26 protein-coding genes and 1 pseudogene are annotated in these 17,150 nt (G+C 43.8%); 24 read left to right on the top strand and 3 right to left on the bottom strand.

Features of this window, described 5'->3' with window-relative positions; all coding sequences use genetic code 11:
• Positions 1 to 76: 76 nt before the first annotated feature.
• Complete coding sequence (locus tag WC080_00505) at positions 77 to 1,006, bottom strand: M48 family metalloprotease (GenBank protein MFA7243768.1); 930 nt, start codon at positions 1,004 to 1,006, stop codon at positions 77 to 79.
• Positions 1,007 to 1,204: 198 nt separating this feature from the next.
• Positions 1,205 to 1,993, bottom strand: a complete 789-nt coding sequence (locus WC080_00500) for a class I SAM-dependent methyltransferase (protein MFA7243767.1) — start codon at positions 1,991 to 1,993, stop codon at positions 1,205 to 1,207.
• A gap of 315 nt (positions 1,994 to 2,308) precedes the next feature.
• Here WC080_00500 and cas2 point away from each other — a divergent pair, with 315 nt between their 5' ends.
• Both cas2 and WC080_00490 read left to right on the top strand, forming a co-directional pair.
• Complete coding sequence (cas2, locus tag WC080_00495; protein MFA7243766.1) at positions 2,309 to 2,836, top strand: CRISPR-associated endonuclease Cas2; 528 nt, start codon at positions 2,309 to 2,311, stop codon at positions 2,834 to 2,836.
• 14 nt (positions 2,837 to 2,850) lie between these two features.
• Positions 2,851 to 3,090 (top strand): hypothetical protein, encoded by a 240-nt coding sequence (locus WC080_00490; GenBank protein ID MFA7243765.1) that lies wholly within the window; start codon positions 2,851 to 2,853, stop codon positions 3,088 to 3,090.
• 70 nt (positions 3,091 to 3,160) lie between these two features.
• On the opposite strand, the gene WC080_00485 is transcribed toward WC080_00490, so the two are convergent.
• On the bottom strand, positions 3,161 to 3,379 hold the full coding sequence (locus WC080_00485; GenBank protein MFA7243764.1) for a hypothetical protein: 219 nt from the start codon (positions 3,377 to 3,379) through the stop codon (positions 3,161 to 3,163).
• Positions 3,380 to 3,797: 418 nt separating this feature from the next.
• Here WC080_00485 and WC080_00480 point away from each other — a divergent pair, with 418 nt between their 5' ends.
• The 22 genes and pseudogenes from WC080_00480 (at position 3,798) to WC080_00375 (ending at position 17,101) form a co-directional block, all read left to right on the top strand.
• A complete protein-coding gene (locus WC080_00480; GenBank protein ID MFA7243763.1) occupies positions 3,798 to 4,055 on the top strand; it encodes a hypothetical protein in 258 nt (85 codons plus the stop codon).
• Positions 4,056 to 4,126: 71 nt separating this feature from the next.
• Entirely contained in the window at positions 4,127 to 4,732 is a 606-nt protein-coding gene (locus WC080_00475; protein MFA7243762.1) for an alpha/beta fold hydrolase, read from the top strand.
• A complete protein-coding gene (gene cyaB, locus WC080_00470; protein MFA7243761.1) occupies positions 4,719 to 5,228 on the top strand; it encodes a class IV adenylate cyclase in 510 nt (169 codons plus the stop codon). Before WC080_00475 ends, cyaB begins: the two co-directional genes overlap by 14 nt.
• 20 nt (positions 5,229 to 5,248) lie before the next feature.
• A complete protein-coding gene (locus tag WC080_00465; GenBank protein ID MFA7243760.1) occupies positions 5,249 to 5,587 on the top strand; it encodes an inorganic diphosphatase in 339 nt (112 codons plus the stop codon).
• Positions 5,588 to 5,665: 78 nt separating this feature from the next.
• Positions 5,666 to 6,403: a hypothetical protein gene (locus WC080_00460; protein ID MFA7243759.1), complete on the top strand. Its 738-nt coding sequence runs from the start codon at positions 5,666 to 5,668 to the stop codon at positions 6,401 to 6,403.
• Between the two features lie 194 nt (positions 6,404 to 6,597).
• Positions 6,598 to 8,670 (top strand): elongation factor G, encoded by a 2,073-nt coding sequence (fusA, locus tag WC080_00455; GenBank protein ID MFA7243758.1) that lies wholly within the window; start codon positions 6,598 to 6,600, stop codon positions 8,668 to 8,670.
• A 271-nt stretch (positions 8,671 to 8,941) separates the two neighbouring features.
• Positions 8,942 to 10,120, top strand: a complete 1,179-nt coding sequence (gene tuf / locus WC080_00450; protein MFA7243757.1) for an elongation factor Tu — start codon at positions 8,942 to 8,944, stop codon at positions 10,118 to 10,120.
• Positions 10,121 to 10,132: 12 nt separating this feature from the next.
• Positions 10,133 to 10,459 (top strand): 30S ribosomal protein S10, encoded by a 327-nt coding sequence (gene rpsJ, locus WC080_00445; protein MFA7243756.1) that lies wholly within the window; start codon positions 10,133 to 10,135, stop codon positions 10,457 to 10,459.
• Between the two features lie 152 nt (positions 10,460 to 10,611).
• Entirely contained in the window at positions 10,612 to 11,211 is a 600-nt protein-coding gene (gene rplC / locus WC080_00440; protein MFA7243755.1) for a 50S ribosomal protein L3, read from the top strand.
• A 32-nt stretch (positions 11,212 to 11,243) separates the two neighbouring features.
• Positions 11,244 to 11,879, top strand: a complete 636-nt coding sequence (gene rplD / locus WC080_00435; protein ID MFA7243754.1) for a 50S ribosomal protein L4 — start codon at positions 11,244 to 11,246, stop codon at positions 11,877 to 11,879.
• Positions 11,839 to 12,126: pseudogene (rplW, locus tag WC080_00430) on the top strand (50S ribosomal protein L23). The gene rplD and the pseudogene rplW overlap by 41 nt, the downstream one beginning before the upstream one ends.
• Before the next feature lie 269 nt (positions 12,127 to 12,395).
• Positions 12,396 to 13,223: a 50S ribosomal protein L2 gene (gene rplB, locus WC080_00425; protein MFA7243753.1), complete on the top strand. Its 828-nt coding sequence runs from the start codon at positions 12,396 to 12,398 to the stop codon at positions 13,221 to 13,223.
• Positions 13,223 to 13,513, top strand: a complete 291-nt coding sequence (gene rpsS / locus WC080_00420; protein MFA7243752.1) for a 30S ribosomal protein S19 — start codon at positions 13,223 to 13,225, stop codon at positions 13,511 to 13,513. The genes rplB and rpsS overlap by 1 nt, the downstream gene beginning before the upstream one ends.
• Positions 13,514 to 13,538: 25 nt before the next feature.
• On the top strand, positions 13,539 to 14,099 hold the full coding sequence (gene rplV / locus WC080_00415) for a 50S ribosomal protein L22 (GenBank protein MFA7243751.1): 561 nt from the start codon (positions 13,539 to 13,541) through the stop codon (positions 14,097 to 14,099).
• A gap of 2 nt (positions 14,100 to 14,101) precedes the next feature.
• On the top strand, positions 14,102 to 14,749 hold the full coding sequence (rpsC, locus tag WC080_00410) for a 30S ribosomal protein S3 (protein ID MFA7243750.1): 648 nt from the start codon (positions 14,102 to 14,104) through the stop codon (positions 14,747 to 14,749).
• A gap of 21 nt (positions 14,750 to 14,770) precedes the next feature.
• Complete coding sequence (rplP, locus tag WC080_00405) at positions 14,771 to 15,181, top strand: 50S ribosomal protein L16 (GenBank protein MFA7243749.1); 411 nt, start codon at positions 14,771 to 14,773, stop codon at positions 15,179 to 15,181.
• On the top strand, positions 15,181 to 15,381 hold the full coding sequence (rpmC, locus tag WC080_00400) for a 50S ribosomal protein L29 (GenBank protein ID MFA7243748.1): 201 nt from the start codon (positions 15,181 to 15,183) through the stop codon (positions 15,379 to 15,381). The genes rplP and rpmC overlap by 1 nt, the downstream gene beginning before the upstream one ends.
• Positions 15,382 to 15,383: 2 nt before the next feature.
• Entirely contained in the window at positions 15,384 to 15,632 is a 249-nt protein-coding gene (gene rpsQ / locus WC080_00395) for a 30S ribosomal protein S17 (GenBank protein ID MFA7243747.1), read from the top strand.
• Positions 15,632 to 15,997, top strand: coding sequence for a 50S ribosomal protein L14 (gene rplN, locus WC080_00390; GenBank protein MFA7243746.1), 366 nt, complete (start codon positions 15,632 to 15,634; stop codon positions 15,995 to 15,997). Before rpsQ ends, rplN begins: the two co-directional genes overlap by 1 nt.
• Positions 15,998 to 16,041: 44 nt before the next feature.
• Complete coding sequence (rplX, locus tag WC080_00385; protein MFA7243745.1) at positions 16,042 to 16,362, top strand: 50S ribosomal protein L24; 321 nt, start codon at positions 16,042 to 16,044, stop codon at positions 16,360 to 16,362.
• A complete protein-coding gene (gene rplE / locus WC080_00380) occupies positions 16,362 to 16,916 on the top strand; it encodes a 50S ribosomal protein L5 (GenBank protein MFA7243744.1) in 555 nt (184 codons plus the stop codon). The genes rplX and rplE overlap by 1 nt, the downstream gene beginning before the upstream one ends.
• A complete protein-coding gene (locus WC080_00375; GenBank protein ID MFA7243743.1) occupies positions 16,916 to 17,101 on the top strand; it encodes a type Z 30S ribosomal protein S14 in 186 nt (61 codons plus the stop codon). Before rplE ends, WC080_00375 begins: the two co-directional genes overlap by 1 nt.
• Positions 17,102 to 17,150 lie beyond the last annotated feature (49 nt).

Below are 17,150 nucleotides of genomic sequence, written 5' to 3'. Positions count from 1 at the left end.
AAGGCTCTTTTTTCTTTATTTAAAAGCCAAAAGCGGACACTTGGTCCGCTCTTCGGCTCTCCACCTCCACTCTCATTTACTCCCCAGACAGGTCTTTCAGGTGGTAAATCCTGTCCGACAGCGACGGGTGCGTCGCCATCATGTCCTCGGGATTGGGGTCTGCAGTGCAAAGGAACCCTACGGCGGCTGCCGCAACATCAGACCCAATCGAGGGGTAACCGGTGACTTTGCGCAAGGCGCTGATCAGAGGCTCCCCCGATCCCATGATCCGGGCCGAGGTAGTATCCGCAACATACTCTCGCTGTCGCGAGACAAACGCCTGCAGAACGCTACCCAGTAGGCGGCCGAAAATGTACATCACGCCACCCACGACCAGGAAGACCAGGATCGCGATCCCTCCGCTAGAGCTTTCTGATGAGGAGCTTCGCCTACCGCCAGTCCATGGGGCGACCCGCATAAGAAGCCAGCCGGTCAAGGCCATAACCATGACCGATGCGGCCATCGCGGTAGAAATCAGGATGTCCTTGTTGAGGATGTGCCCGACCTCGTGTGCCATCACGGCCTGCAGCTCTTCGTCGCTTAGACTGTGTACGGCGCCTTGCGTTGCTCCAACGGCCGACATGAACGGGATTCCCCAGCCGAAGCTGATGGCGTTCATGCCTAAGTCTGGAAGCAGATAGACGCGCGGCTTGATCATCATACTGCCGCTTACCGCCATTACGGCGTTCCAGAGCTTGCGCTCCGAGCCCAAGGCTAGCGGCTCCTTGACTCGGCTGGCGCCAGTGGCTAGAACGACGATCGGCTCGTTGAAGACGAGCATCACCCCGGCCAAACCCCCGGCGATCCAGAGGCCCAGATCGAAGTAGTGCAGATACTCTGGTGCCCAAGTCTTCACCGCCATGTAGCACCCGAACCAGAACCCGGCCATCACCGCAAGCGCGATGATGAACGTGATCCAGCTTCCGACCCAACTCACCAACGACTTCAGAAGGCTAACGCCTCGCATTATCCGATTCCCCCTTAGAAGGTATGTGAAAGGTATGTGGTTCGAAGTCGATGTTCAACATAACATTATTAGCCTCCTTCGTCAAGGTTATTAGCCATCGAATTTGGCTATGTGAAACTTTACGGATTAAATGATTGCCAAGTTGGCGATTAAAAGCCAAAAGCGGACACTTGGTCCGCTCTTCAGCTCTTCCACCTCCTATTCTTTGCACCCGGTGACAATCGTCCGGGGCGTCTGGCTGCCCACGGCGTCGAACGAGACGAACGCGGGCTTGATCCCGTGCTTGGCCAGCTCCTCGATGATGCCGCGCTCGGTGATCAGCGTTCGCGTGAACTTCACCGAGTAGCAGACAAACAGCCGTCCGCCTGGTGCAAGCACGCGGCACATCTCGTTGAGTGCGCGTCTCCACCCCTTGATCCAGTGCAGGGCATCGTTGCAGAACACGTGTTCGAAGGACGCATCTGCAAACGGAAGCCGGAGCGCAGTCCCGAGGACCAGTGGGTGAGATGCCTGTGCGCGCTCGAAGACTTCTCTTGCGCGGCCAAGTATTTCGGGCATCTGGTCGACTCCCACCACCTGGCCGCGAAGGTATCCCTCACGGACCAGGAAAGCGGTGTAGGGACAAACTCCGCATCCCACATCGAGAAACGACGCGGGACTCCTGAGCTGCTCCAGGAGGTTGTCCATGATCCAGGCGTGGTCCTCGACGGTCATGAGCACCCCATAGTTGTCACCGACTGCTGCCATCACCCTCGGCAGCTCCTTGTCCGATACCGTGAAGATGCCATGGGGGCCATAGCGCGCAAAGACCCGGCTGATCTCCGATGCGTCCTTGATCTCACGAAGCCGGGGATACTTTGCCATCGCCTTCTCTGGATTGTATCGGAGCATGCGCAAGATCACGTCCGCCGATTCATACGGCGCCTCCACAACTTTGTGGAGAAAGGGCGGCCACCTCTTCGAAAGTCTTTGGGCGGTCTTGTTCATCTGTCTTCTTCCTCCTTCAGTGTGTGGTGTGCAGACAACGATAAACGATAGCACATTCCCGCGAATTTGTCCATGATCAAAATATAATCATCAACAAAGATCCATTATATAATTTCGTTCATCTTCGATAAATTGTATTAAGGTTATCGTCGAAATATGAACGATCGTTCAATATTCGACGGCATACATTGGCGATTTTTGGAGTATACTTGAGTTATGTATATGACGCCTAGAAATTCGCAGATATTAATGAAAGGATGCATTGAAACTGCGTTAAATTTGATCATTGAATTTGTAAAAAAGCATCAACGATCAATGAAACAAACAGAAATGCTTGATTATTTTAATGTTCGCTTTGGTGCTTCCGGTATTTCGAGGCGGCAGATTTCGAGCGTGATTTATAGCCTTAAGAGAAATAATTATGTTGAGATTGATAATGGCGATTCGGTGAAATTTACTAATAAAGCAAAGATTAAAATGATCGACAAATTAGTATTGGACCAGAAAGACCATAAACGCCGGCTCGTTTCGTTCGATATTCCAGAGACTAAAAAAAGACAAAGAAATGCATTTCGAAGATCGATAAAACAAATGGGCTTTCGGCAAATTCAGAAAAGTCTCTGGGTCTGCGATCGGAATATCGGTGATATGGTGGAAATGCTGTCCAAAGAATATCGAGTTGAGGAATATGTGGCTTACTTTGTAGTTGAATCGTCAAATATCGAAAATTACATCGCAAAAATTCTATCCAAAAATCCCGGTCACAAACCAGTAGAGCGAGAATCCGTTAATGATAAAATCCAATCGTCGAAATATAAACGATCGTCGATAAATCGACGATAACGGAATTCAAAATAATGAAGATATATAAAATCAAAATCTACTGCGCAAATTGCAATGCCGAGCTTTATTACTATCAAAAAGATAAGCCCGGCCATCTCGTAAAATGTTATAAAGATCGGATTATCGAAGATTATACGAATGGTGACTTAAAGTGTCCCAAATGTGGCGGGCTTTTTGCTCGTGAGGCAACATATCACACAAGGAAAGCGAACAAAATAATTCAAGGCAAAGTCTATCACAAAGGCCATTGCTAAGAATTTTTAATTAAAAAACAAGAAGGCCCCGACTTTTGCCGGCGCCTTTCTTGGTTCTGCGAGGATTGGGCTATTGCCCGTGGTCGCGAGTGGTTGGAGGTAGGCTCAGAAAGTCTACTCCGGGTGCTTCGTGGTCTAGCCATCCCATGTCTGGGCCGAGCGTTCCCGAATGGTCAATCGCTTGCGGGAGGGGATGTGCCGGCAATCCACAGCGCTTTTCCATCGAGGACTTGCTGCCCTTTCCGGGATTGCTTCGGCCACCTCTTTTGCCTCGAGGATGTTTTGGCATGATTCTCAGCTCCAGTGCAGTGGTTTAGGCAACTTGCAGCAATATTAACTTAAGAAATACACCTAGGTCAACAATCCGCATATCCTTGTATTGTCTTTGGTCGTCGAAATATGAACGATCGTCGATAAATCGACGATAGGTTTTGTTGAATTGTTTTCGGGGCGAGTTGTTTGCAGGGTTGGATAGATGTATTAAATGCTATTTAATTCTCCATTGATTTGGGGTAAAATATTGATGCTGTCGATAACACAGCAATTGCCTAAACCCGCAAGGGCATGGCAAAAAATACACATCAGCAATAAAGACGGTCTTCTGTCTGGTATGCTGATGTGTCTACGGCCGAAAGGTTGTAGGGCACCCGCAAGGGTGCCGCCAGCGGGAGACCCTTTTTATTTTGCTAATTTTTGGAAGGAGTGCGATGGATGGAGGGACAGGTTCAGTCAAAGTAGTCTGCAGTGACTGCGGCAAGGTTGTTCTCGAGATGAGTAAGGTAGGGGAGTGCAAAAATCACTTTTGCCATGTGTCGAATATATTAGCGCCAAATAAATATCTAAGTTCGCCCCCTCCCGATTTTCTGCAATGCGACTGCAAAAACGTCCTCGGAATCCTTGCCGAAGATAAAAACAATCTCCCAGCCTACTTCTTGATAAACGGGAGATATAAATTGGAATATTGATCACCAAAGCTTGAAAAACATCATACCAGAGCGTAGTGTTAAGGTAGAAATAATTAATTGTGGACTCAATAATGGCAAAGAAACAAGTGGTTGTGATGCATGGCGGGGATTCGTTCAAAACGTACGAAGACTATCTGAACTCGCTAAAAACCTGGGAAGTAAGACCAGAGAAGTTTAAAACCAGGTATGACTGGAAAATTTCACTTCAGTCCGTACTCGGCGATGATTTTGAGGTTTTCAACCCCCAAATGCCAAACAAATATGATGCGAAATATAAGGAGTGGAAAATCTGGTTTGAGCGCATGTTTCCGTTCCTAAACGACGACGTGGTTCTAATAGGCCACTCTCTTGGCGGCATGTTCCTCGCCAAATACCTGGCTGAGAATGACTTTCCGAAGAAGATCAAATCACTTCATCTGGTAGCTCCACCGCATAATAACACTGCAGATTGTGAAGATTTCAGGCTTCCAGACTCGCTTTCCAATATCGAAAAACAGGCGAAAAATATCTTCTTGTATCAAAGCAAAGACGACCCGATAGTGCCGTATTCGGAGCTTGCGGTATTTGAAAAGCAGCTGCCAAGTGCCAAATCCCAGGTCTTCGAAGACCGCGGGCACTTCAATCAAGATGAATTTCCAGAATTAATTGGAGATATAAAATCCCATGCCAAATGTTGAAATTGAACTAAAGTACAAAATTGACGATCCTGATGCAGTTATCAAAAAGTTGGATCAAATAGACGCAAAATATGTCAAAGAGTTTCGCTGCATCGACACGTATTTTCTCGTTCCGGACAACGCCGAGGGACGCAAATATCTTAGAGTCAGGGAAAAAGGAGACAAAAAGGAACTCGCTTATCACTTCGTTCCGTCATATGCTCGGACCGATGAATGGGAAATGTCTATTGATGATGCCAAAATGGCAAAAGAAATATTACAAAAAATCGGCCATGATATAGATGTCGTTGTGGATAAAAAGCGCAGAGTTTATATCTATGGTGATTCGGAAATCGTGATTGACGAAGTAGTAGATCTCGGCAACTTTATAGAAATTGAATCACCAAGTATTTCAGAGGTTGAGAAGATTGAAAAGCTATTTGGCTTCAAAAAATCCGATCGCCTCGATAAATGCGGCTATCCCGATATGATCCGAGAACGTCTTATAAACAAATGACAGAATTTAGGTGGGATTCAATGGATTATAAAAAATTTTTAGGTAGAGAGTACAATGTCACAATAGATCGGCCGCTCGGCTCGGCTCATCCTAAATACCCCGACCACATTTACCCGATTAATTATGGCTATATCGAAGGGATAAAAGCCGGCGACGGCGACGATATTGATGTCTTTGTTCTTGGTGAAGACAAGCCGGTTGAATCAGTACAGGTGAAAATCATCGCTATTATCCACCGCACAGATGACAATGAAGACAAATTGGTTGGTGCCGCCAACGACGGGGACTATTTCGACGAAGAAATCGAAAAAGCCGTAGAGTTCCAAGAAAAATATTTCAAACACGAACTGATCCGGTAGAGCTATCGTCGAAAAATCAGACTTAGGACAAGTTTATCTTACTAAGATTTATTATAGAATATTTGGGACAAAGTACTTATGCAAAACACTAATGAGCAGTTGACCAGAATCAACAAAAAATTTCGTGAAATTAAGAAGTGGTGGAAGAAATATTTTTTATTAGACTTTTTTGATTCGATGAATTTTTTACTATTTATTATTGGGTCAGGGCTACTTATATATTGTTTTGCGATGGGCAATGTTAGTTTGACAGACTATATCTCTGCCCAAATTTTGTTTCTAACTTTTATCGCTATTCTGCAGTACACAAAAGAAACATATTGGCTTAAACAAATTCAGCAGAAACAGCTACAGCACGAGAGAAAACTACTAGACCGGGATGAAAGGAACAGTAGATTGTCAAATACTCTCGTCTTGATTAAGGACTTTAATAATAATGTTAAAGTTGATTTGATAACAGCGACGAACCCCGAGTATGCTAAAAAAATTGAACAAGCGAATCTTTCTAGTGAAGAGCTAAAAAATATTATAATTTACGGGAGAACAAGTCTTGAACATGAAAAAAATTTTACGCCACTTGACAATGTTTTGTCTTTTTTTGAAATTTCCGGAGCGGAGCTTCGGGAAAACTTAATAGATTTTAATCTATATTATAGTCACTTCAAGATTCTTTTCCCAAGGGTGTATGGTAATCAGACGATTACAAACGTAATTCAAAATCTTTTGAAAGAAGACCAGGATTCGTTTAGTCAACTACTATTTTTGAAATCCGAATTTGAAAAAGAACTAAACCATGAAGGCAATATCAAAGTCTAATTATTTTGTTATTTGCTGGTTTTTTTGAATTTTAGACATTGCCGACTATGACCATGAGAGTTTGACAATTATAGAATAAAAGTGCTACAATTGACTAGCAATGAGGGGAATTTTTTATTTTGCATTTAAGATGATGAAACATTCACAGATCTATTTCACAGATAGACACAGATAAATTCATTTTTGGAGAGATTATGGGACGAGATTATCCACTAGAAAAAGTTAGAAACTTTGGCACTATTGCTCACATCGACGCCGGAAAAACCACTGTTACAGAGGGTATTTTGTACACCACGGGTCGAACTCACAAAATCGGCGAAGTTCACGAAGGTGAAGCTACCATGGACTGGATGGAGCAGGAGCGTGAGCGCGGCATTACTATTACATCCGCCGCTACCACCGCTTTTTGGAAGAACAATCGAATCAATATCATCGATACTCCGGGCCACGTGGACTTTACCGTAGAGGTAGAGCGCTCTTTGCGTGTTCTTGACGGGGCAGTCGTAATTTTCGATGGCAAAATGGGAGTCGAGCCGCAGTCCGAGACTGTATGGCGTCAGGCTGATAAATATACTGTTCCTCGAATGTGCTTTATCAATAAGATCAATCAGACAGGCGGTGATTTCTACCGCTCGCTTGACTCGATGCGCGAACGTCTTTCGCCGAATTGTTTCCCGATTCAGATCCCGATCGGTTTTGAGCAGTCTATTAACGGCGTTATCGATTTGGTCCGCATGAAGGGCTACACATACAAGGAATATCATGATAAAGAGCTAACACCCGGCGAAGTTCCAGCCGATCTCAAAGAGAAGGCTGAAAAGTATCGCCAAGAGCTTATCGAGAAAGTTGTCGAATTTGATGATGCGATGATGGAGAAATATTTGAACGGCGAGGAAATTTCCGAGTCCGAGCTTATCAATCTAATTCGCAAAGCGACTCTGACCGGTACTTTTTACCCGGTTCTTGGTGGCGATGGCCGTGGTTGTATCGTAATCTCACTTTTGGATGCTATCGTTGATTACCTACCCTCCCCTCTTGATGTTCCGCCAGCCAAGGCAATCGAGCCGAAATCCGGTGAGGAAATCGAGATCAAAGCCGATGATAACGAGCCATTTGCGGCACTAGCATTTAAAGTTGCTGCTGATCCGTTCGTTGGCAAATTGATCTTTTTCCGTGTTTACCGCGGCGTCCTTAAGAAGGGTTCATACATTTTAAATTCATCTACTGGTAGCAAAGAGCGCATCGGCCGAATCGTCCGCTTACATGCCAATCACCGCGAAGAGGTAGATGAGGTCTATGCCGGTGAAATCGCTGCCGCTGTCGGTTTATCAAACACCACAACTGGTGAAACTCTTTGCGATATGGAAAAGCCGGTGATTCTTGAGAAGATCACTTTCCCGGAGCCTGTTATCGAAGTGGCTATCGAGCCGAAAACCAAGGCTGACCAAGAGAAAATGGGCATCGCACTCGCGCGTTTGGCTGAAGAAGATCCGACTTTCCGCGTCTCATCCAATCAGGAAACCGGCCAGACTATCATCGCCGGTATGGGCGAGCTTCACCTTGAGATCCTTGTTGACCGCATGAAACGTGAATTTAAGGTAGAGGCCAACGTCGGCCAGCCGCAGGTTGCTTACCGCGAAACTTGCCGCAAAGAAGTCACCCAAGAAGGCAAATATATCCGCCAGACCGGTGGGCGCGGCCAATACGGACATGTTGTTATCAAGGTTATTCCACAGGAAGCCGGCAAAGGTTATGAGTTTATCAATAACATCGTTGGCGGCGCTATTCCTCGTGAATTCATCAATCCGATCAATGAAGGTATCGAAGAGGCAATGAGTAAGGGTGTGATCGCCGGATACCCGGTTGTTGACGTCGCAGTCGACCTTTTTGATGGTTCATTCCACGAAGTTGACTCGTCTGAGATGGCCTTTAAGATTGCCGGTTCGATGGCGTTCCAGGATGGTTTCAAGAAGGCTGATCCTGTGATCCTCGAGCCTATCATGAAGGTTGAAGTCCTTACCCCGGAAGATTTTATGGGCGATGTTATGGGCGACCTTAATTCGAAGCGCGGCCAGATTCTTGAGATGGGGGATAAGGGCAGCGTCAAATTTGTCCATGCGCTTGTGCCACTTGGCTCGATGTTCGGCTATACCACTTCGCTTCGCTCGATGACACAGGGTAGAGCTTCAAACACGATGGAATTTGAGAAATATGCCGAAGTTCCGCCGCATGTTGCACAGCAGATTATTGAGGGAAAAGCCAAGTAAATGTCAAATTACAAATGACAAATGACAATTGAAATGTCAAATTACAAATGTAAAATGACAAACAAAATGTCAAAATCCGAATGACGAATTACAAATAAAATATCAAATTTTGAACATTAAAAAATTTTGTTTGAAATTAGAAATTTGATATTTGAAATTAGCGAGAGCTTGCCTCTTGCGTAAAATGAGTTTTTAGGTTAATATAGCGATAGCGCAAAAAATGTTAATTAATAGATGAGGCAAGCTACTTGCCACATCAGGAGACAACAAAATGGCTGCAGAAAAGTTTGAAAGAACAAAGCCTCACGTCAATGTTGGTACCATTGGTCACGTCGACCATGGTAAAACAACCCTGACTGCGGCAATCTTGAAGGTTCAAGGCGACAAAGGAATGGCGCGCGTTGAAAAGTTTGAAGAAATTGACAATGCCCCAGAAGAGCGTGAGAGAGGTATTACTATCGCTACTCACCACTCTGAGTACGAAACAGCAAAACGCCACTACGCACACGTCGACTGCCCAGGCCACGCTGACTATGTCAAAAACATGATCACCGGTGCCGCACAGATGGATGGTGCGATCTTGGTTGTGTCCGCTGCTGATGGACCGATGCCGCAAACTCGCGAGCACATTCTTCTAGCCAACCAGGTTGGCGTTCCTGTAATCATCGTTTACATGAACAAGACCGACATGGTTGACGATCCCGAGCTTCTTGACCTTGTCGAGATGGAAATCCGCGAGCTTTTGACCAAATACGAATATGATGGCGACAATGCCAAAATCATCCGCGGTTCCGCTCTTAAGGCACTCGAGGGCAATGCAGATGCTGTCAAATCAATTGATGACCTTATGAATGCTCTTGATGAAGCTGTTCCAGAGCCAAAACGTGAAATCGACAAGCCATTTCTTATGCCTGTTGAAGACGTATTTTCGATCAAAGGCCGAGGCACTGTTGCCACAGGTAGAATTGACCGCGGTATTGTAAAGGTCAACGATGAAATCGAAATTGTCGGCATCAAAAAGACTACCAAAACAGTTGTTACCGGTGTTGAAATGTTCAAGAAGATGCTTGACCAAGGCCAAGCTGGTGATAATGTCGGTGTTCTTCTTCGAGGTATCGAGCGTGAAGATATTGAGCGCGGCCAGGTGCTTGCCAAGCCGGGCACAATCACTCCTCATACCGAGTTTGATGCTGAAATCTATGCATTGACCAAAGAGGAAGGTGGACGACACAGCCCATTCTTCAAAGGCTACAAACCACAATTCTACATCCGAACCACTGATGTTACCGGTGAAATCACCTTTGACAAAGAAATGGTTATGCCAGGCGATACTGTCAACGTTCAGGTCAAGCTTATCCAGCCGATCGCTATGGAAGAAGGACTTAAGTTTGCTATCCGTGAAGGTGGCAAGACCGTTGGTGCAGGTGTAGTTACCAAGATTACCAAATAAGGAAATTCGATCATGCCAACCCAAGCAAAAGAAGTAAAACAAAAGATCAGAATTAAGCTCAAGGCTTACGACAACAGGATTATCGATAAATCCGCAAGGCTGATTATCGAAACAGTTGTCAGATCAGGCGCAAGCGTCTGTGGGCCGGTACCGCTTCCAACCGAAGTTTCCAAGGTTACCGTTATCAAATCCCCGCACGTTCACAAGGATTCCCGCGAGCAATTTGAGATGAAAGTCCACAAAAGGCTTATCGACGTCTTGAATCCATCCGGAAAGACGATCGACAACTTGATGTCCCTCGATCTTCCTGCTGGCGTTGACATTGAGATCAAAATGTAGTAATCTTTAACTTGTTAAATTAGTTGCCCCGAATAGCGTTAGTCCTCGGGGTAACAACTTGATAAGTTATACAACTTGACCATGGATAACATCACCCAGAGGGTGGAGGTTCCAGGTCAATTATTGTTGGCCTTGTTAAGTAGAAATATATTATGCCGTTTGCAATTGCCAAAAAAGTAGGAATGACACGAGTCTTCGATAGCGAAGGTAAAGTTTTTGCTGCAACCAAGCTTGCTTTGCTCGATCTTAAAGTCTCTCAGGTCTTAACTGAAGAAAAAAATGGCTACAATGGCGTTCAGGTTGAGTTTGTCCCTGCCCCTGACAAGAAAAATGCCAAGGCAAAATATTCAGAATTTGCCACTGAAGATGCCAAATCTTATAAGGCTGGCGACAATGTTAAATTTGATTTAAATAGCGGTGATATTATAGAAGTTGTTGGTACGGGAAAAGGCAAAGGTTTTGCCGGCGTTATCAAGCGCCATGGATTTTCCCGCGGTCCGATGGGCCATGGTTCAAATCATCACAGAGCACCTGGCTCAATCGGTGGTGGATATCCACAGCGTGTTGTTGCTGGCCGCAAGATGCCAGGGCACTTAGGCGCAAGGCAAGTTATGCAGAAGAATCTTGAAATATTTGATATCGATACAAATTCTGGCGAGATTTTGATCAAAGGATCAATTCCGGGACCTAAAGGCTCAAAAATTAAAATCAGCGTTATTAAAAAGGCAGAAACACAGGAATCTACCAACTAAGGACTACGGACTACTATCTACAAACTAAAAATATGAAACTTAAACTTTACACAAAAACCGGCCCATCTGAAAAAGAGATTACCCTCTCTCCGGTTTTTGATGAAAGCTTAAACGCTCAGCATCTTGCCGAATATATCAATTACATTCGTAATTGCCAAAGATCGGCAATCGCTGATGCCAAGGATAGAAGTGCAGTTTCCGGCGGCGGCAAGAAGCCATGGAGACAGAAAGGCACCGGGAATGCCAGAGCTGGATCGAACAGATCGCCTCTCTGGGTTGGTGGTGGAGTTACATTCGGTCCATCCCGCGACCAGAATTTTTCCACAAGGCTTAACAAGAAGTTCCGCGCCAAAGCAAGATATTCAGTTTTTGGTTTCTTTGCCAAGAACAAAAGGCTCCTTATTATCGATTCGATCGATATCAAAGATGCCAAAACCAAGGAAGCCGAAAAACTGCTTGTCAAACTCGGGCTTGAAGGAAAAATTTCACTTTTTCTTGCCGGATCAGAAGCTGACTCGGCGCGCGCATTTCGAAACCTTCCTTATGTCGCCATCATGGGTAAATCCGATATAGATATGATTTCGCTTACCTCATCTGATTTTCTCGTCATGACCAAAAAAGCTTACGATGAAATGTTTGTTGAAAAAGGAAGTGATAATGATAAATAAAGCCATCATTTCTGAAAAAAGCTTTTATCAAGCTTCGAAATCGAAATATACCTTCATCGTTTCAAAGGATATGTCCAAGGATGAGATCAAAAGAAGCGTTGAGAAGATTTATGCCGTATCCGTTTTGTCTGTAAATACCTCGAACATTATTGGTAAAGTCAAACGGACCAAGAAAGGCGCTGGCAAAAGGCAGGATTACAAGAAAGCCATTGTGACTTTGGCAAAAAAAGATTCGATAGATATCTTTGAGGTTGAGGGTGACAAGAAAGACAACAAGGCCGAAAAGAAACAAGCTGCCAAAATCGAGAAAAAAGAAGTAATTGAAAATAAAGATGTCAAAACTACCATCCGCGAACCGAAAAAAGGTCTTCTCGGGGGCAGAACGACAAATAAATAGTTATTAACTTGAAACTAATAACTAAAAGCGAAAAACAAAGAACCAAAGGAATATTTCATTCGGTTGTTAGATAAGAATAAGGTTATTACATTTAAGTTATTAGTTATTAGATAATAAATATGCCAATCAAAGTTATAAAATCCACAAGCAATGCCAGGCGCCAAATGAGCGTCTTGGTTTCAGGCGTCTCCAAAAAAGCTCCAGAAAAAAGCCTTACTTTTGGTGGGAAAAATACTGCCGGCAGAAATAATTCTGGCAGAATGACAGCCCGAAACCGTGGGGGCGGATTCAAAAAACTATTTAGATTTGTTGATTTCAAACAAACAGAAAAACTTGATGAAAAAGCAAAAGTTATTGCAATCGAATACGATCCAAATAGAACCGCCAACATCGCCCTTATTGAATATGAAAACGGCGAAAAGTCTTATATCCTTGCTCCAGAGGGATTAAAGGAAGGCGCAAGCATTGTTGCTTCCGAAAAAGCTGCAATTCGTACCGGAAACAGGATGAAAATCAAAAATATCCCGGCATCAACTCAGATTTACAATGTTGAAATGGTTCCTGGACGCGGCGGGCAGATGGTTCGATCTGCCGGCGCATACTGCATTCTTCTTGGCATTGACAAGGATTTTGCCCAGCTCCGCATGTCTTCTGGTGAAATTCGAAAAACTAGTGTTGAGTGTTTTGCTTCAATAGGTGCGGTTTCCTGCTCGGATCACAGCAATATCACCATTGGTAAAGCTGGCCGAGTTCGCCTTTCTGGCAGAAAACCACACGTTAGAGGTAAAGCGAAGAATCCTTGCGATCACCCGCATGGTGGTGGTGAGGGTGGAACCTCAATCGGTCTTAAGTATCCGAAAACGCCTTGGGGTATGCCGGCGCTCGGCCACAAGACTCGAAAGAGAAATAAAAAGTCAGCTTTATTAATCGTCAAGAAGAGGAAATAATGTCACGCTCACTCAAAAAAGGCCCATACGTAGATGAACGCGTTCTTCGCAAAGTTATGGCTGCTAAGGCGTCTGGAGACAGAAAACCGATCAAAACCTGGTCGCGAGCTTGTGTTATTTCGCCTGAAATGGTGGGAGTGACAATCGCAGTCCACAATGGCAAAGAACATATTCCGGTATTTATAGTTGAGGATATGGTTGGGCACAGGCTGGGTGAATTCTCGCCTACCAGAAAGTTTGTCAGGCATGGTGGTAAAATGGCCAAAGAACAGGCAAAAGCTGGGGCATAATATAAAATAATTTACAACAAGAAATATGGAAATTACAGTTAAAAAAATGTATCTGAGAGTCTCACCAAGGAAAGTTCGTCCGGTTCTTTTCGGAATCAAGCGAAAAAATGCTTCCGAAGCATTGGCAATTCTCAAATATGCCGAAACCGCCGTTTCTAATGACCTGTATTCGCTTTTGAAATCCGGCATCGCTGCCTACAAGGATCAGGAATTGGATACAGAAAACGTTTTTGTTAAAAACATCAAGTGTGACGAAGGCCCACGGCTGAAAAGACGAAGAATTGTTTCAAAGGGCCGTGCCACAGCGATTAAGAAACGAATGTGCCACTTGACTCTTACTTTGTCTGATGAAATCGAAGCCACAAAAGCCAATAATAAAACGAAATCATCCAAAGAAGAAGTTAAAGTCGAGAAAAAAGAGGCAAACAAAGCTGAAAAAGCAGAAGTTAATAAAGTTGAAAAAGCTCCGACGACCACGCCGAAGGCGGATGTCGGAGTTCCGACCGAAAGTGTCGGAAAAAACAAGAAAGCTGATACAGCAAAGCCTAAAGCTAAAAAGGCTTCTACGAAGCAAGCAAAGGAATAATTATGGGACAGAAGGTAAATCCAAAATCGATACGTTTGAAGATTAACGAAAGTTGGAAATCAACATGGTTTGAGAGCAAAAACTACGCTAAAAACCTTATTTCCGATATAAAACTTCGCGACAAGATCAAGGACCGCTTAAAAAGCGCTGCCGTCACTGATGTGATCATTGATCGTGATGCGAATATGATTTCCGTCTCAATTTATTCCGCAAGGCCCGGTGTTATAATTGGCCGCGGCGGTGCCGGTTCTGAAAAAATTAAAGAGTTCGTAGAAAAAGAAACCGGTGGTAAGGCCAGAATCAACATTGTTGAGGTAAAAAAACCGGAAACAGTCGCTGCTTATGTCGCTTCAAATGTTGCTTTCCAACTTGAAAAAAGAATGCCATTCAGGCGGGCTATGAAACAAGCTGCCGAGAAGGCAAAAGAATCTGGGGTTCGCGGCATTAAGGTTCAAGTTTCAGGGCGTTTGAATGGAGCCGATATTGCTAGGACCGAGAAGGTGATCCTGGGCACTGTTCCTCTTTCAACATTCAAGAGTGGAATTGATTATTCTTATGTAACCGCCCTTACAACTTACGGAATTATCGGCGTCAAGGTTTGGATTTATAACGGCGAGAGAGAAATTGAATTTGCAAAAACCGAGAAATAATATACACGAAGGATTATTCACATGTTAATGCCAAAGAAAATGAAACACAGGAAAGAACAGCGCGGCAAGCGCCGAGGTTTGGCATATCGCGGATCAGAAATTTCCTTTGGTAAGTATGCAATCAAGGCTTTGTCGGATGGCTGGATTTCCGCACGTGAAATCGAAGCTGCACGGCGCGCCATGACTCGATATGTCAAGCGCGGTGGTGAAATCTGGATTAGGGTTTTTCCGAACAAACCTGTAACTGCAACTAGCGCAGAAGTACCGATGGGTTCGGGCAAGGGCGCACTTGACCACTTCGTGGCAGTTATTCGCCCAGGCAGAATATTGTTTGAAATGGATGGCGTACCTTACGACATAGCAAAAGAAGCGATGAGACTAGCTCAGCATAAAATTTCCGTCAAGACCAAATTTCTCACAAAGGAAGAATAATGAAAAAAACCGAAGAATTGAAAAGAATAAAAAATATGAAAGATACTGAGATTTTGGCAGAAATTGCAAAAGCCAGAAAAGAAATTGCCGTAAAAAGCCTTTCTGTTAAAGCAGGAAAATCTTCAAATCACGCTCAGATTTCCGATAATAAAAAGAAACTTGCTCGGCTTCTTACCATTAAGAATGCGAGTGCGGAGTAAAAATGAAAGAAGAAAAAACATCTAGAATTTTAGTTGGCGAAGTAGTGTTTGATGGTTTAGACAAAACCATTACCGTTTCGGTTGACCGGATCAAGACAAATCGCCTTTATAAAAAGAAGTATAAGGTTTCAAAGAAATACTTGGTCAACGATGAGAAGAACGAATATAAAACAGGTGATGTTGTTGAAATTAAAGAAACAAAGCCACTTTCAAAAAATAAGCATTTTGAAGCGGTAAGAAAGGTTAGCTAGTGATTCAGCCCGGAACAAGATTAAAAGTTGCAGACAATACTGGTGCAAAGGAAATCGAATGCATTACTATTTTGGGACACAAAAAAAGAGATGCAGCCAAGATTGGTGATGTTATTACCGCATCGGTGAAAGTCGCTATTCCTCGCGGAACTGTCAAGAAAAAGGAAGTTGTAAAAGCAGTGATAGTGAGGACAAGAAAAGAACTTGGCCGCGAAGATGGCTCATATATCCGGTTTGATGAAAACGCTGCGGTAATTATCGACAATGATAAAAATCCACGAGGTACGCGTATTTTCGGGCCTATTCCACGCGAGATAAGAAATGGCTACATGAAAATAATTTCGTTAGCACCCGAAGTATTATAGTCTATTAAGTCCATAAAGTTTATAAAGTTCATAAAGTAAATACGATGAAAATTAAGAAAAATGACAATGTATTGGTAAAAGTTGGCAAAGACCGCGGAAAAAGCGGCATAGTTGATAGTGTTTTTGCCACCGAAAATAAACTTACTGTAAAAGGCGTTCATATCATGAAAAAACATGTTAAGCCGAGCCGCAAGAACCCGCAGGGTGGAATAATCGACATCAACAAAAAGCTTGACGCATCCAATGTTGCTGTCATTTGCCCGAATTGCGGCAAATCAGGAAGAGTCGGATACAGCATAAAGAATGATGCTAAAATTCGAATTTGCAAAAAATGCAATCAGTCAATTGAGGGAGGAGCCAAGTAATGACCGCTTTGAAAGAAAAATTTTATGACACGATCAGGCCAGAGCTCAAAAAAACTCTCTCTTTTACCAATATCGAAAGAACACCGAAAGTTACAAAAGTAGTTGTATCCTCGGGTGTTGGCAAATTCAAAGAAGAAGAAAAAGCAATTGAAAAAATTCAGAATGACCTGGCAATAATTACTGGCCAGAAACCTAAAATCAACAAATCCAGAAAAGCAGTTTCTGCATTTAAGCTGCGAATTGGCCAGCCAGTCGGCCTTACAGTAACACTACGCGGCGAGAAAATGTATGATTTTATTTTCCGCCTAGCCAATGTCGCTCTTCCACGCGTTAGAGATTTCAAGGGATTGTCCCGAAATGGATTCGATGGCAGGGGCAATTATTCGCTTGGAATTTCTGAGCATACAATCATGCCCGAAATTAAATTTGAAAATGTAACCGAGAATTTCGGTTTTCAGATAAATGTTAATACAACTGCCAAGAATAATGCCGAATGTGAGGCATTGCTTTCTGCGCTAGGATTCCCGTTTGAAAAACAAGAAGGGAGCAAATAATGGCTAAAGAATCGATGATTGTAAAGGCGAATAGAAAGCCAAAATTTTCCACACGTAAAATACGAAGATGTAAGCTTTGCGGACGGCCGCGTGCTTACATAAGAAAGTATGATATGTGCCGCATCTGCTTTAGAGAGCGAGCTAGCCGTGGAGAAATACCTGGCGTAACCAAGTCCAGCTGGTAAATTGTACAGAATTTTAAACACAGAAAATATATCAATTAAACTTTAAGAG

The sequence above is a fragment of the Patescibacteria group bacterium genome, assembly GCA_041674405.1.
Lineage (GTDB): Bacteria > Patescibacteriota > UBA1384 > XYA2-FULL-43-10 > XYA2-FULL-43-10 > JBAYVT01.
The sequence above is the reverse complement of the archived record's forward strand: the minus strand, read 5'-3'. Positions and strand labels throughout refer to the sequence as shown.

Excerpts from the sequence above, each read along its gene's own strand:
- rplX (MFA7243745.1), top strand. The coding sequence starts at position 16,042 with ATGAAAATTAAGAAAAATGACAATGTATTGGTAAAAGTTGGCAAAGAC.
- rplE (MFA7243744.1), top strand. The coding sequence starts at position 16,362 with ATGACCGCTTTGAAAGAAAAATTTTATGACACGATCAGGCCAGAGCTC.
- WC080_00465 (MFA7243760.1), top strand. The coding sequence starts at position 5,249 with ATGGATTATAAAAAATTTTTAGGTAGAGAGTACAATGTCACAATAGAT.
- rpmC (MFA7243748.1), top strand. The coding sequence starts at position 15,181 with ATGAAAAAAACCGAAGAATTGAAAAGAATAAAAAATATGAAAGATACT.
- rplC (MFA7243755.1), top strand. The coding sequence starts at position 10,612 with ATGCCGTTTGCAATTGCCAAAAAAGTAGGAATGACACGAGTCTTCGAT.
- rpsQ (MFA7243747.1), top strand. The coding sequence starts at position 15,384 with ATGAAAGAAGAAAAAACATCTAGAATTTTAGTTGGCGAAGTAGTGTTT.
- rpsS (MFA7243752.1), top strand. The coding sequence starts at position 13,223 with ATGTCACGCTCACTCAAAAAAGGCCCATACGTAGATGAACGCGTTCTT.
- cas2 (MFA7243766.1), top strand. The coding sequence starts at position 2,309 with ATGAAACAAACAGAAATGCTTGATTATTTTAATGTTCGCTTTGGTGCT.
- rpsC (MFA7243750.1), top strand. The coding sequence starts at position 14,102 with ATGGGACAGAAGGTAAATCCAAAATCGATACGTTTGAAGATTAACGAA.
- WC080_00485 (MFA7243764.1), bottom strand. The coding sequence starts at position 3,379 with ATGCCAAAACATCCTCGAGGCAAAAGAGGTGGCCGAAGCAATCCCGGA.
- WC080_00460 (MFA7243759.1), top strand. The coding sequence starts at position 5,666 with ATGCAAAACACTAATGAGCAGTTGACCAGAATCAACAAAAAATTTCGT.
- rplB (MFA7243753.1), top strand. The coding sequence starts at position 12,396 with ATGCCAATCAAAGTTATAAAATCCACAAGCAATGCCAGGCGCCAAATG.
- WC080_00500 (MFA7243767.1), bottom strand. The coding sequence starts at position 1,993 with ATGAACAAGACCGCCCAAAGACTTTCGAAGAGGTGGCCGCCCTTTCTC.
- WC080_00490 (MFA7243765.1), top strand. The coding sequence starts at position 2,851 with ATGAAGATATATAAAATCAAAATCTACTGCGCAAATTGCAATGCCGAG.
- tuf (MFA7243757.1), top strand. The coding sequence starts at position 8,942 with ATGGCTGCAGAAAAGTTTGAAAGAACAAAGCCTCACGTCAATGTTGGT.
- WC080_00475 (MFA7243762.1), top strand. The coding sequence starts at position 4,127 with ATGGCAAAGAAACAAGTGGTTGTGATGCATGGCGGGGATTCGTTCAAA.
- rplV (MFA7243751.1), top strand. The coding sequence starts at position 13,539 with ATGGAAATTACAGTTAAAAAAATGTATCTGAGAGTCTCACCAAGGAAA.
- rplD (MFA7243754.1), top strand. The coding sequence starts at position 11,244 with ATGAAACTTAAACTTTACACAAAAACCGGCCCATCTGAAAAAGAGATT.
- rpsJ (MFA7243756.1), top strand. The coding sequence starts at position 10,133 with ATGCCAACCCAAGCAAAAGAAGTAAAACAAAAGATCAGAATTAAGCTC.
- WC080_00480 (MFA7243763.1), top strand. The coding sequence starts at position 3,798 with ATGGATGGAGGGACAGGTTCAGTCAAAGTAGTCTGCAGTGACTGCGGC.
- rplP (MFA7243749.1), top strand. The coding sequence starts at position 14,771 with ATGTTAATGCCAAAGAAAATGAAACACAGGAAAGAACAGCGCGGCAAG.
- fusA (MFA7243758.1), top strand. The coding sequence starts at position 6,598 with ATGGGACGAGATTATCCACTAGAAAAAGTTAGAAACTTTGGCACTATT.
- cyaB (MFA7243761.1), top strand. The coding sequence starts at position 4,719 with ATGCCAAATGTTGAAATTGAACTAAAGTACAAAATTGACGATCCTGAT.
- WC080_00505 (MFA7243768.1), bottom strand. The coding sequence starts at position 1,006 with ATGCGAGGCGTTAGCCTTCTGAAGTCGTTGGTGAGTTGGGTCGGAAGC.
- WC080_00375 (MFA7243743.1), top strand. The coding sequence starts at position 16,916 with ATGGCTAAAGAATCGATGATTGTAAAGGCGAATAGAAAGCCAAAATTT.